Annotated in this window: 9 protein-coding genes; 5 read left to right on the top strand and 4 right to left on the bottom strand. The window is 62.3% G+C overall.

The window, feature by feature from the left end; all coding sequences use genetic code 11:
• Positions 1-127: 127 nt before the first annotated feature.
• Positions 128-2,845 carry an adenylate/guanylate cyclase domain-containing protein gene (locus RHIBR816_RS0112395; RefSeq protein ID WP_085929565.1) on the bottom strand — a complete coding sequence of 906 codons (2,718 nt, stop codon included), beginning with the start codon at positions 2,843-2,845 and terminating at the stop codon, positions 128-130.
• 76 nt (positions 2,846-2,921) lie between these two features.
• A complete protein-coding gene (locus RHIBR816_RS0112390; protein ID WP_018236864.1) occupies positions 2,922-4,700 on the bottom strand; it encodes a peptide ABC transporter substrate-binding protein in 1,779 nt (592 codons plus the stop codon).
• Between the two features lie 607 nt (positions 4,701-5,307).
• On the opposite strand from RHIBR816_RS0112390, the gene RHIBR816_RS0112385 reads away from it, so the two are divergent.
• Both RHIBR816_RS0112385 and RHIBR816_RS0112380 read left to right on the top strand, forming a co-directional pair.
• The gene (locus tag RHIBR816_RS0112385; protein ID WP_026186916.1) at positions 5,308-6,195 is read left to right on the top strand and encodes a site-specific integrase; all 888 of its coding nucleotides are present in this window, start codon (positions 5,308-5,310) and stop codon (positions 6,193-6,195) included.
• Positions 6,196-6,205: 10 nt separating this feature from the next.
• Positions 6,206-7,399: an IS91 family transposase gene (locus RHIBR816_RS0112380; protein ID WP_018236862.1), complete on the top strand. Its 1,194-nt coding sequence runs from the start codon at positions 6,206-6,208 to the stop codon at positions 7,397-7,399.
• Between the two features lie 425 nt (positions 7,400-7,824).
• Here the strand turns inward: RHIBR816_RS0112380 and RHIBR816_RS0112375 are convergent, their stop codons facing one another.
• A complete protein-coding gene (locus tag RHIBR816_RS0112375; RefSeq protein ID WP_018236861.1) occupies positions 7,825-8,736 on the bottom strand; it encodes a LysR family transcriptional regulator in 912 nt (303 codons plus the stop codon).
• A 168-nt stretch (positions 8,737-8,904) separates the two neighbouring features.
• On the opposite strand from RHIBR816_RS0112375, the gene RHIBR816_RS0112370 reads away from it, so the two are divergent.
• From RHIBR816_RS0112370 to RHIBR816_RS0112360, 3 genes are all read left to right on the top strand, one after another.
• The gene (locus tag RHIBR816_RS0112370; protein WP_026186915.1) at positions 8,905-9,603 is read left to right on the top strand and encodes a type 1 glutamine amidotransferase domain-containing protein; all 699 of its coding nucleotides are present in this window, start codon (positions 8,905-8,907) and stop codon (positions 9,601-9,603) included.
• Positions 9,604-9,671: 68 nt separating this feature from the next.
• Entirely contained in the window at positions 9,672-10,088 is a 417-nt protein-coding gene (locus RHIBR816_RS0112365) for a heme-binding protein (protein WP_018236859.1), read from the top strand.
• Positions 10,089-10,235: 147 nt separating this feature from the next.
• Entirely contained in the window at positions 10,236-11,444 is a 1,209-nt protein-coding gene (locus RHIBR816_RS0112360; protein ID WP_157628162.1) for a CynX/NimT family MFS transporter, read from the top strand.
• A gap of 532 nt (positions 11,445-11,976) precedes the next feature.
• On the opposite strand, the gene RHIBR816_RS0112355 is transcribed toward RHIBR816_RS0112360, so the two are convergent.
• Complete coding sequence (locus RHIBR816_RS0112355) at positions 11,977-13,515, bottom strand: winged helix-turn-helix domain-containing tetratricopeptide repeat protein (protein ID WP_018236857.1); 1,539 nt, start codon at positions 13,513-13,515, stop codon at positions 11,977-11,979.
• Positions 13,516-13,707 lie beyond the last annotated feature (192 nt).

Genomic DNA, 13,707 nt, shown 5'->3' with positions numbered 1-13,707 from the left:
AGTAGTCGGCCTCACCCTACTTAGACGTGGTGCATGCCCATCGCGTTGCAGTCGCCGCAGTCAGGAAGCGGAAGAATCGACCCGTTAAGGACATTCGGCCGGGGAATCTGAAGGGGAAGCTTTGACCCTATTCAGACCTCGACTGGGGACCCGACGTCAGTCTGGAGAGTAGACCCTCGACAACCTGGATGACCCTCGGGCGGTCCTCTGGCGACAAGCGGGCAAAATCGACCTCGATCTTGATGCCGTCCTGCTGATGACGAACGATGTTTCGTTGGTCGATGAGATCATCGCAGATGCCGAGAATGCGGTAGGTCCTGATCGGCTGCGCAAAGCCCTTGACGCGAATGGACTGAAGTTCCTCGGCGGGGATATCGTCCTTTACCAGGGAATAAGTCTCATGAGCGACGAGGATGCCGCCGAGTTCGGCGTGTGCCTGCAAACGCGATGCCAGGTTCACCTCGCCGCCGATGATCGTGTAATCCATCCGGTCTTCGCTGCCGAAGTTTCCGACGGTGCAAAAGCCCGTATTGATGCCGATCCGCAGCTGGAACGGTCTCTCCGTGCCCACATCCGACCACTCGGACTGGAGCTCCCGCATGCGGCGCTGCATAGCAATTGCCATCCTCACGCAGGCGAGACTATCCTCTCGAACACCCCGGGTATCCGGGTCGCCAAAGAACGCGAGGATGGCGTCGCCGACATACTTGTCGATCGTGGCGCCATACTCGAGGGCGATCTTCGACATCTCCGTGAGATAGCGATTGAGCAGCCCAGTCAGCTCCTCTGATTCGAGGTTGTCGGTCGTCTCGGTGAAATCGGCGATGTCGGAGAAGAAGATCGTCAGCTTCTTGCGCCGCGAGGAGATCTCGACACTCTGCTTGCCCGTGAAGATCGAGGCATAGACCTGCGGCGACAGGTATTTCGAGAGCTTCGTCGACAACGATTCGAGCATCCGGTTCTGCTCGCCGATACGCTGGCTCGCCTCCTCGGCGCGGTGCCGTGCCTCCTGGGCGGTCATGAAGAGGCGCGCATTGTCGAGAGAGATCGAGGCAAGCTGCGCGAAGCGGCTCAACAGCTCGACCTCCTCCTGGCCGAAGCGCAGATCAGGCGTGACATAGGCCATGCCGAGCACGCCGATGACACCGTTGCCGGAGTTGAGCGGCACGCCCATGCAAGAGCGCACGGTCATCTCCAGCTTCGCTGCTGCAGCTGCGCGTCCCTCCCAGGTGTCATAGTCGTTGATGACCAGCGATTGCCCGGACTGCCAGACTCTGCCCGCTACCCCCTCGTTCGACCGCAGCTTCTGCCCGATCGACGCCGCGTAGACGCCGACCCCGACGCGGCGCTCGATTGCCGTGCCGGTCTCATCGACAAGATAGATGAACCCGTGCTCCGTGCCGAGCAGCTGGCCGGCCCGGGCAACAAGGTCCGACAGCAGCTCCGTCAGGTCGAGACGCCGGATGAGGCCCAGCGTCGTATCGTGCAGCGCACCGAGATACTCGCTGTGGCGCCTAAACTGCGTCGCCAGTGCCTCCTGCTCGTTCCGCCGCCGCTCCAGATCGTCCAGACTCTCGCCCAGGCGCACCGTCATCTTGTTGAAGGTCGAAGCCAGGTTGCCGATCTCGTCGGAGGATTCGACCGCCGCCCGCGCCGCCAGATCCCCTGCCCGGATCCGCTCGGCGATCGCCGTCAGCCGCCGCACCGGACCGGCAATGTTCTCCCGGAAGATGAAGGCCAGCGCCAGGCCGAGTATCACCGCGGCGACGCCACCCAGCAGGATGGCCTGCTGGGCCGTCGCCAATTGGTTCCGGCCGCTGGCGAGATCCTCTTGCAGCAGGCTCTGTTCTTCAGCCGCGGTGTCGCTCAGGAGCTTGAGCATCTTCTCGGCCAGCGGCACGGCCTCGGTCCGAAACAGATATAGGTCCTCGCGCGCATGCTCGCCCTCAACCGCCGAGAACATCTGGGGCGGCAGGAGCAGGAAGGCATCGCGGTCATGGGCGATCTTGTCCAGCCTCGTCTTCTGGGTCGGATCGAGCTGGGCCTGCTTCCGCGCGAGATTCTCCCACGCGGTGTTGTTGATCGTCAGATTCGATTCATACTCGTACTTGAATGTATCGCGCTTGGTCGTGACGTAGCCCCGCAAACCGGAGACCATGGCGAAGAAGGAGCTCTGAAACGCCGCCATATCCGCCAGCAAAGCCATATTCGCTGGCGTGGCCTCCCGGCGCTGTTGCGTAGCGATGATGGCCTTGGCGCCGACCACGACAGAGGCGATGAGCGCATTGCCATCGACGATCAGGATGCGGAGCGCCGGTTCGCGGCGCAGCTGATCGTTGCGCAGGTTGAACATCCGGTCCGGCAGCTCGCGCCACTGGTCGAGCGAAGCCTTCAGTGCAGCCAGGTTGTGATCCACGCGCGATGCGGCGGCGGCCGCCCGCGCCGCGGGATCCTTGTGCAGCAGCCCTTCGAGGATCTGGAGATCCGCGTTGAAGGCGTCGCTGGCTTTCCGATAGCCGTCACGATAAGCCTCGTCGCCCAGGGCCAGATAGCCGCGGACCTCGCCCAGCATGCGCAGCAGATCGGCCTGGGCCTGCGCGGAAGCGAGTGCGCTCGGCGCGCGCAGGTCGCTCGTCCGATTCATGTTGGTGACGGCCTTGAAGCTGCCGAGATAGTTGAGGCCGACGACAATCAGCGTGAGCGCCACGAGAATGCCGAATCCGAGGGTCAACTTGCCGCCGATTTTGAGCCGACCGAGAAGCCGCCCGCCGACGACTGTGGCGCGCGACCGCGACAAGTTCGATCCCGGGTCGAAGCCTATCGAAGCTGGGCTGGGCTGGGTCATCGACCGGTCCACGCGATCCCTTGCGACCAAGGCGCACAGGCGGTTAGCATTCTCCCGACGGAACCGGCCAAGCGCTTCATGGTTTGCGATACCAGTCGGCGATGTTCCAGGTCTCGGAGTCCCAGGGCGTCCCGTCGAAGCCCTCGATGTCCTTGCCGAGCCCTGTGACGTCGGCCCAGTACACGATCGGCACGACAGCAGCATCCGCGATCAGCAGGTCGTTCATCTGCACGAACAGCTGCCGCCGCTTCTCCGGATCCACCTCCGTCATGGTTTGCTCGTAGAGGGCATCATAGGCCGGGTTACAGTAGCGGCTCCAGTTCTCGCCTGCCCAGCTGTTCTTCTGCTGCGCGGCTTCCGAGCAGATCCAACCGCGCATATAGGCGCCCGGATCTGGACTCTTGTTGCCGTAGGCATACTCCTCGATATCGGAATAGAAGTGCCGGCGGGTATTGGTGTTGTCGTTGCCCGAGCCGAGAAAGATGCTGGAGTCGGTCACCTTGTTCTCCACTAGGACCCCGATCGATTCCAGATCGCGCTTGACGATCTCCTGGGTCTGCTGGCGGACCGGATTGACCGTCGTCTGATAGAGCACGCGGAGTTGAATGCCGCCCTTGTCGCGAACCCCATCGCCATCGCTGTCCACCCAGCCCGCCTCGTCGAGCAGCGCCGCGGCCTTCGCCAGGTCGAAGTTGAAGCTCGTGTTGGGAGAGATGTAGATCGAAGGCGCCATCAGGATATTGGCCGTGGCGCGGCCGGTCCGGCCATAGAGCGCGGCGATTTTCTCCCGATCGACGGAATCGGCAAAGGCCTCGCGGACCAGCTTGTCCGTGAGGAAGGGATGCGGAAACTGCGTGCTCGAGCGCTCGCCCTGGTCGGTTTCGCGGTTCGGATCCGTGAAGTTGAGCATGATCCGCTCGATGTAGGATCCGAACGAGAAGGCCACCTTGCCCACGCCCTTTGCCTCCAGGCCCTTCAGCACATCGTCGTCCACCTGCAGGTTCCAGGCATAGTCGACCACGCCGTCGCGCAGCACGGCGTTGGCCGCCACGTTGGCGTCGCCGCCGCCCTGGAGCGTCACCTGCTTGAACCGAAGCTTCTCCGGGTCGCGATAGAAGGGGTTTGGCTCGTAGATGATCTTGACGGTGTTGACGACGTCCTCGCCGATCATCAGCACATCTTCAGCGCGGAATTCGTTGGCGATGTAGGGCCCGGTGCCGACGGGCGCGAGATTGGCAGGCGCCGATGCGATGTTGACGTTGTTGTAGTCCGCGAAGACATGCTCGGGGATGATGCTTCCCCGCACGCCGACGAACGGGTACGACCCGATCGGCGTCGGATCCTTGAATTCGATCTTCACGGTATGGTCGTCGATCACCTCGACGCTCGTGACCGACTTGTAGTTTGGCGCGCTCGACGAGCCGACATCGGGATTGGTGATGAACCGATAGGTGAACAGCACGTCCTTGGCCGTGAACGGCTTGCCGTCGGACCACTTGACGCCCTGCCTCAGCTTCCATGTCACCGATTTCCCGTCTGGTGCCACGTCCCCGTTCTCGATCGATGGGGCCTCCGCGGCGAGGAAAGGAATGAGCTTGCCATTCTTGTCAAACGTGGCGAGTGGCTCGTAATTGATCCGGCTGGCCAACTGATCCTTGATGCCCGGCGCCAGGTGCGGATTGAGCGTGGTCGGCGCCTGCCAAAGCAACAGGCGCAAGGTGTCCTTTGGAAGATCGTCGGCCTTTGCAATAGCTATCGTGGCCACTGCCAGCGCGACGAGGAGCATGATCGACGGTGAAGGGCCAATCCAGGCCGCAGTTCGACTCGCCGTCCCGAGCAGCGGCGATTGCCACATGTGCTTCCTCCCCATGCCTGGACCGAGGGAGGGGTACCTGGGGGTACTAAATCAAGATGCGATCCCGTGCCCTAAACCAGGTCGTTGCCGATGTTCTTGGGTCGGTGTCCGCTCGTTCCCTGCCTGTTTGCGACCTCCAAACGCACCCTGCCTCGAACTTTATCATTTCATTATGGCTTCTCATTATTGCTCCGAGAACGCGCCAAACCGCAAGGGGGGCTGATCGGAAAACCGTCATCGAGGCGGACTATTTGGAGCCAAGACTCACGCCGGCAGCCCAGTCATCGATGAGCAGCATGTCGGTGGGCTGTTTGCCGAACGGTAACGATGGCGCACGTGGCCCCTGGATGTCTGGCCTTGGCGCTACTTGCTCGTTCTGGTCAACCAGACGTACGACAGGAAACCACCCTCTCGCGACGGATTGGAACCGAAAAGATCAACCACCGCGACGCTGATGAAGGCGAATTCTCGACCCGAGGACGAAGCCGCTCGCGCGGCACTGGCGCCCGTGGTGAGGGTGCAGGAATGATCTGAACGGCGTGCATTTGCAGGTGTGCGGTCCTGGCTGACGATTGAGGTGTTCTCAATCTTCAGACAGGAGGTTGCCATGACGGAGGAGAGGACGACCCCGCTGCGCGAGCGGATGATCGAAGACATGCGCATCCGTGGGATGGGCGACAAAGCTCAGCAGGCGCATATCCGAGCCATCAAGGATTTCGCCGGGTTTCTGAAGCGATCACCGGACACCGCCACAGCCGATGACCTGCGCGCCTACCAACTGCACATGACCAATGCGGGCATCNCCCCGCCGACCTTCAACGCCCGCATCGTGGCGCTGCGGTTCTTTTTCGCCACCACCTGCGGCCGCGAGGAGATGAAGCGGCATATGCAGTTCCGTCGGCAGCCGCAGACGTTGCCCGTGGTCTTGAGCATCGAGGAGGTCTCCGACCTGCTGATGGCGGCTCCAGGGCCGGGCCTGAAGTATCGGGCGGCACTCAGCATCTCCTATGGCGCCGGACTGCGCGCCTCCGAGGTCTGCAACCTGAAGATCAGCGACATCGACAGCGACCGGATGCTGATCCATGTCGAACAGGGCAAGGGGCAGAAGGACCGCAAGGTGATGCTGTCGCCCGGGCTGCTCAAGCTGTTGCGCGACTATTGGCGCGAGGCGCGACCACAGGGGTGGCTGTTCCCGGGCAAACCGAAGATCAACCCGATCTCGCCGCGGCAGCTCAATCGCGCCTTTACCGCCGCCAAAACCATGGCCGGTATCGGCAAGCCCGCGACGCTGCACAGCCTGCGGCACAGCTTTGCCACCCACCTCTTGGAAGCGAACACCGATGTCAGGGTCATCCAGGTCCTTCTCGGCCATGCCAGGTTGGTGACCACCGCCCGCTATACCCATGTCGCCACCAAGACGATCCGCGACACCGTCAGCCCGTTCGAGACCCTGCAGACGCTGCAGGACCAAACGCTCCGACGCGGACTGGAGTAGCGCCGGTGCGGTGATCCGGCCGAGACTGGAGATCGGCGACATCTTCCGTGCCTATGGCCCGGCGTGGCGGCGGGCCAATGCCGGGCATGTCAGCCTCACCCAGCTCAAGGTCATGGCGGCCATCGAAGCCTGCCGAACCGAGGCGCTCGGCGGGCATGTGGCGGCCTGTGCCAAATGCGGCCACAGCCACATCGCCTATAATTCCTGCAAAAACCGACACTGCCCCAAGTGCCAGGGGCCTGCCGCGCGGGACTGGATGGGCGCCCGCGCCGAAGACCTGCTGCCGGTCGAGTATTTCCACGTGGTTTTCACCCTGCCGGCCGAGATCGCCCAAATCGCCTACTGGAACAAGAAGGCTGTCTATGACCTGCTGTTTCGGGCATCGGCGGAGACGTTGACCACCATCGCCGCCGATCCCAAGCGGCTCGGCGCGCGCATCGGCATGACCAGCGTGCTGCACACCTGGGGATCGGCGCTGACCCATCACCCGCATGTGCACATCATCGTACCCGGTGGCGGACTGTCGCCGGATNGCACGCGCTGGATCTCATGTCGCCCCGGGTTCTTCCTGCCGGTAAAGGNTCTGTCGCGTCTGTTCCGGCGGCTGTTTGTCGAAGGACTGAGGGCACTGCATCAATCCGGCAGCCTCGCCTTCTTCGGGGCTCTCGCCGGACTTGCACAGGCGAAGGCCTTCGCTGCCTGGCTTGCCCCGTTCCGCAAATCCGAATGGGTCGTCTACGCCAAGCCCCCGTTCGGCGGTCCCGAGGCGGTCCTGGCTTATCTCAGCCGCTACACCCACCGCGTGGCGATCTCCAACAGCCGCCTGATCAGCGCCGACGCCGAGACGGTCTCATTCCGCTGGAAGGATTACCGGATCAAGACCGGTGACCGGCAGAAGGTGATGCGGCTGGCCACCGACGAGTTCATCCGCCGTTTCCTGATCCACGTGCTGCCCGACGGATTCCACCGCATCCGCCATTACGGTCTGCTCGCCAGTGCAGGCCACAAGGCCAATGTCGCAAGGATCAGGAAACTGCTCGGGGCGCAAACGCCATCGCAGCACGACGCACCAAACGCCGAGGTCACGCCGCTCACCCTGAGAGAGCCATGCCCGGTTTGCGGCGGCCCGATGCGCATCGTCGAGATCTTCCGCCGCGGCCAACAACCCAGATGCCGCGCGCCACCCCGAAAGGACGCCGCATGACGAAATCCATCTCACATCAGCCGAGGCTGGTCCGCATCGACGAGGCGTTCCGGGGTGGCGCCGGTCAGCCTAAGGCAACCCAGCACACTGAAAAATCGCCGGCGCGAACCTACCAAAGACCTGTGACCCCGATCCCGATCGGCTCATGCAAACCTTCGGGGCTACACCTTCGCACCCGACGCTGCCGCCGATAGCCCCCTTGAAAAACCGCAGCCGCACGCTTTCCCCATAGGCGCTCTACCCAGCCCCCGCGGCCTCCTCCTTGGGAGGTTTGTCAACGCGGGCCGACACAGGCCCAGCCACCACCGTCGCGCCGCGGCCCGCATCGAAAAACCTTCGCCGAAGCTGGCGTTCGTCGACATCGCTCGGGATTTCCGGTGCTGGCTCCTTTTGCGGACATTCAACGCGAATGCAAGAAATCGATCTCAGGTCTCTTCCAAAGTCATTTTCTTGGCCAGTTCGCCGATTGTCGATCGCAACCACCTGTGGGCCGGGTCGTGGCGGTAGCGAACGTGCCAAGCCATCTGAACCGGGAAAGTGCCGAGGTCGACGGGCGCCGGTAGTACCTTCAGGCGCGGATCCCGCTCAAGACTCCGACAGATCAGGCCAGGCAGCGTTGCGCAGTAGTCCGTGACGGCAAGCATCTCAGGCACGGCAAGGAAGTGCGTGACAGAAACGGCAACCTCTCGCTTGAGCTTTTGTTGCCCCAATGCCTGGAACAGGCCCGCGCGCAGCCGGCCCGGTGGGAGCACGTTCACGTGTTTGAGCCGTTCGTACTGTTCTCGGGAAATACGGTCTCGAATGTCGGGATGGTCCCTGCGCACCACGCAGGCGAGCCCATCGTCCATGAGATGCTGGACGACAAGGTTGTCCGGCGGATCGACGATCCGGCCAAGCACCATGGCCGTGGTACCGGAAATGACGCCGGTCTCGGCGAGATCATTGCCAAATGCTGTCATGCGGAGCTTGATACCCGGTGCCAGCTCACGCGTCCTCGCGACGAGGGCTGGCATCAACACAAGCTCCACGTAGCTGTTGGGGGCAAGCGTGAACAGTCGTTCGGCCTTTGCTGGCTGAAACACCTGCTGATTCAAAATAAGATCGTCCAATTGCGCCAGCGCTGCTTCGATTGTTGGGGCGATCTCCTCGGCCAGTTGCGTCGGCTTAATGCCGTACCTTTCCCGGATGAACAGCGGATCCCGCAGGGTGTCGCGCAGGCGGTTCAACGAGTTGGACAGCGCCGGCTGGGTGATGCCCAGTCGCGCGGCTGCCCGTGTCACGCTCCGCTCCTCCATCAGGGCCAGGAACACCGGGAGCAGGTTCAGATCGTATCTCATCGAGATATAATCTCATATGAATATCTGAAATCAAAGAAGTAAATTTCTGAAATATGTCGGCGGGTGCCATTATCAGCGCATCGACAGGCCGATGCGGCTGATCGAGCTCCAAATCAACCGGCGGCGACGCCTCACGGCGCGCCATCATCTGACGAAAGGATGTAATCGATGAAAGTCCTCATGGTGCTCACCTCCCATGACACTCTCGGCAACACCGGCAAGAAGACCGGCTTCTGGCTCGAAGAACTGGCAGCGCCCTACTACGTCTTCAAGGACGCCGGCGCCGAGATCACCCTCGCCTCGCCGAACGGCGGCCAGCCGCCTCTCGATCCGAAGAGTGACGAGCCGCTGTTCCAGACCGAGCTTACGCGGCGCTTCAACGCAGACGAGGTTGCGAAGGCGCAGCTTGCAGAAACGGTGCGCCTGGACAGCATCGACCAGAAGGACTTCGATACGGTCTTCTACCCCGGCGGCCACGGCCCGCTGTGGGATCTCGCCGAAGATCCGAATTCGATCAAGCTGATCGAATCCTTCGTCGCGGCCGGCAAGCCGATCGCTCTCGTCTGCCATGCACCGGGCGTCCTGCGTCACGTGACCAATGCCGACGGCACCCCGTTCGTTCAAGGTCGCTACGTCACCGGCTTCACCAATAGCGAGGAGGAGGCTGTGGGTCTCACGAAGGTCGTGCCGTTCCTGGTCGAGGACGAGCTGATCGGCCTCGGCGCGGTCTTTTCCAAGGTCAAGGACTGGGGCGTGCACACAGTGGTCGACGGCCAGCTCATCACCGGTCAGAACCCGGCGTCATCGGTTGAGGCAGCGGAGGCGCTTGTAGCTGCTCTGAGCCAGATGAAGACCAACGCCGCCTGAGCAGGCTGGAACATCGTGATCTGCCGGCGGCTCGCGTCGGCAGATCACCTTCGAAACCGGAGTTTGTCATGTCCTTCCTTATTGCAACGATATTGCTGTCGGACGCCCAACAGATGATCGAGAGGTCGATCGCCGCCGCCCGCGCGCTGGATGTCCCCTGCTCAATCGCGGTCGTCGACTCGTCTGGGCATCTGCTGTCCTTTGTTCGCCAGGACGGGGCCATGGCCGGGTCAGCGGAGCTTGCCGTCGATAAGGCCTTTACCGCTTACATCTTCAACAACCGGACGGACACGCTCGGTGCACTGACCCAGCCTGGCGCCGAGCTCTACGGCATCCAGCACTCGCATGGTGGTAGGGTCGTGGCTTTTGGAGGCGGCATTCCCATCCGATACGAAGGGCGGACGATCGGCGCAATTGGCGTGAGCGGCGGGACTGTCGCCGAAGACATCGCCATCGCCCAGGCCGGCTCGGCAGCCTGCTCGTAATTTCCGGGAAGCGCTTGCCGCCGAATAGAGCCGACGCGCCCCCTGCTCAGTTATCAAACCAACTACTCACCGCGCTTCGAAGACTGGACATCCAGCCAAGGGCTTCGTGCGCCCTGCGAGTAGTTCGTCAATATCGGGAGAAAGCCAATGAATGGAGCTGATTGCGATAAGGAAGAGGACCGAAAGTCCTCTGAATTGACTATGGCGGTCGCCATCACCTGTGTGGTGCTGGTCGCTATCGACCTGCGACCGGCTATTGTGTCGGTCGGTCCTCTTCTTCCTTCTATCCGTGACGAGTTTGCGATTTCGAACGCACAGGCATCATTGCTGACCGCAATCCCTGCACTGTTGATGGGGCTGTTCGCCTTCCCGACACCCTGGCTTGCCCGCCGCTTCGGGCGCGACAAGGTGATGCTGATCGCGCTCGCCACCCTTACCATCGCCACTCTCGCGCGTGCATTCGCCGACAGCGTTGCCTCACTCTTCACTGCGACGGCGGGTGCGGGGGCGGGAATTGCCGTTGCCGGAGCCTTGGTCGCGGGCTTTATCAAAAGCAACTATCCTCGCCATGTGGCACTGTTCACGGGCATCTATGCCTCGGCGATCGGGCTCGGGAGCACAATATCTGCGGCGCTGGCCGGGCCTCTGGCCGAAGCAAGCGGCGGATGGAGAGTTGGTGCAGGCATCTTCACCTTTCCTGGTTTGATCGCGATCGGCGCCTGGATGGTCATTGCGCGAGCCGAACGGCGAGCCGAGACGGTTCGGTCGGACACGCTTGCTCCCCAGAAGGGTAGCGCACTCCCGTTCACAAGCCGGATGGCTTGGCTGGCTGCGCTTTATTTCGCGCTCAACAACTTCCTGTTTTTTGGTCTGATCGCCTGGACTGCGCCGATGTATATCGAGCGCGGCATGAGCGGCGCGGATGCGGCCTTACTCCTCGCCAGCTTTACTGCCGCATTCATGACAGCAAACGCGCTTGCCGGTTTCTTCAGTCGGAAAAACGATCGGCGGCGCCTGATTGCCCTGTTCGCGTCCACTTCTCTGTTGGGCATCTTGGCGATCGCTCTCCTGCCGGCGATGCCGCATCTCTTCATTCCCCTGATCGCCTTTGGCGTCGGAGGTTCCTTTACGCTGGGCATGGTCCTGCCGCTCGATCACGCACGTGATTCAAACGAGGCGAACGCCTGGACAGCCTTTGTGCTAGGCATTGGTTACTTCGCCGGCGCCGTGGGTCCTTTCGTGCTTGGCTTGGCGCGCGACAGCACCGGGGGCTTCACTGTTCCGGTCTGGATGCTGGTTATCGCTGCGTTTCTCAAACTGTCACTAGCCCCGCTCCTTCACCCCCGCCGCCTGTAGGCGGGGGGGAACCCGACACCCGATTTGGTCCGCGGCGCTGCCAGCCTCACCTCTACCGGAAAGATCGACCCGTTGCCGTCATCCGGCAGGCCAGGCGCGTTGGCAGGTCCTTGGCCGCAAAGCAGACGTTGCGCGCGAGAGCACAAATGGACCTACGAAACCTTGAAGCCCGTCGCCACGGGCTTTCGAGGCTTGCCCGTCACAAGCCCTTGACTGAACCCTTGACCGCGCGCGGCGAGGAGATGTGGACCAGAAGTCGTCTGGGTAGGCCCAGGAAGCTCATGGTGAAATTCCGGAGCTTCCATGGACCGCTCGCTTTTTTCACAACTGTATCTCGAGGCTCGGACTGTTTCTCGCGATAATGTCCGCGAGGCGGAACGTAAATATTGCCTTGGTCTCGGGAAAGGATGGTCAACGTCGTAAGCATCTGCTCCGTCCTCATCGCGGTCAGTCGCGTTGGGAACAGGCTCGATCAACGACGTCCTTCCTGTCTTGAATCGCCCTCGGAAAAATTCCGAAGTCTTCTAAATTGTCAGCCTTCCTCGAGGCCCGCCCTCCGCAGCCCTTCGAGCAAGGCGGCAATCCTCTTCGGATCCTTGGCAGGCTGCCCTGTCTTGATGCGGACGATTGTAACTGCCGGAGTGAGCCGCTTGAGCGCGCGGAGATAGCGATGTGCTTCCTCCATGCAGCCGAGATGCGCATTGGCAGCGATCAGCACCCAGAGGGTCGGGTCAAAGTTGGGGTTGCTTGCGAGTGCGCGAGCAGCCCAAGATGTGGCTTCGTCGTAGTCGCCGCGGATCATGTGCACGTCCGCGATCCCGCAGAGCGAGAAGTGCGCGCCTCGATCGCCGGGGCTCAGCCGGTTGGCCCTCTCGAAATGCGCGAGCGCCTCGTCAAGGCTGCCGCAATGAAGATGTGCAAGGCCCGCCCTGACAACGACCATCAGGTTGTTCGGATTGGCTTCCGCCGCAGATTGCAGGACCGCCACCGCCCAATCGTACTCTTTGGCGGTCTGCAACATCGCGACGCCGCAATGCGCCATCACAATAGCATCTCCCGCTGCGTGTTCGAGGCCGCGGCGCGCCAGCGCCGCGCATTCTCCCAGGTCGTCCTCGCCGAGGGGGGGCCAGCCCATCGTGTGCCGATGTTCGAGAGCCCAGGCGGCATGGGAAAGTAGGAGGGCGTTGTCGGGTTCGGCCTCCAGCCCCTTCATCAGGAGCGCGTAGGCTTCGGCGTTATCGCGTTCGGCCTCTGTCGAGATTTTGGCCAGGGCCTGCAGATAGATGTCGTAGGCGGCGATGCTTCCCGACCGCTCCCGCCGCGATCGCTCGATCTCGGCGGTCTGGATATGCGGTTCGACCCGCGTCGCGACGCTCTCGGTTATCCGGTCCTGGAAATTGAACAGGTCGCCAATTTCACCGTCGAAGCTCTGGGCCCAAAGGTGTATTCCACTGTCGCCGTCGACGAGTTGCGCCGAGATCCTCAGCCGGTTTCCCGACCTCCTGACGCTGCCTTGGAGGAGGTAGCTGACGCCGAGTTCCTTGGCGACCAGGCGCACATCCGGAAAACTCCCCTTGTACGCGAACGAGGAATGGCGGGAGACTACTGCGAAGCTCCTGAAGAGGCTGAGCGCCGTAATGATGTCGTTGACTACGCCATCCGCAAAATAATCCTGGTCAGGCCCGCCATCGAGATTGGTAAAGGGCAGAACCGCAAGCGTGGGCCTCGTCGGCAACAAATCGGCGGCCCTTCCCGGCCTGGCAGATGCAATAACAAGCCGATAGCCGGTACGCGGGATTGTTGTGATCCATTCCCTCCCGTCGGGTGCGGGTCCGAGCGCCTTGCGCAGAGCCGCGATCTGCACGGTGAGATTGCTTTCTTCGACAATCGTGTGCGGCCAACCACGCTCCATCAGCTCGGCCTTGGATACGACCCCTCCTCGGGCCTCCAGCAATGCTTGAAGGAGCCTGAGGCCGCGATGGCCAAGGGCGACGGTTTCGCCATTTCGCCGCAGCAGACCGCGGTCGGGATCAAGCAGAAAGTCACCGAAGGCATGCAAAGGCTCCACCATGACGAGAAGATAGCCGATAGCTCAACACTCGGGAACCGTCGTGACGTAGGATCGTCACCAGACGCGCCTGCGCGGCATGCAAGAGACCGTTGGCAAGGTGTGAACGGTCGCGCGTCCTCAAGGCGATCACGGACGTTGGCACTGCGCCCTCAGGTGACGCGTCTTGTATGCGGCCACCAGGTATCGTCCTTC

Source organism: Ensifer sp. BR816, assembly GCF_000378985.1.
GTDB lineage: Bacteria > Pseudomonadota > Alphaproteobacteria > Rhizobiales > Rhizobiaceae > Sinorhizobium.
This window is presented reverse-complemented; position numbering and strand designations above follow the sequence as displayed.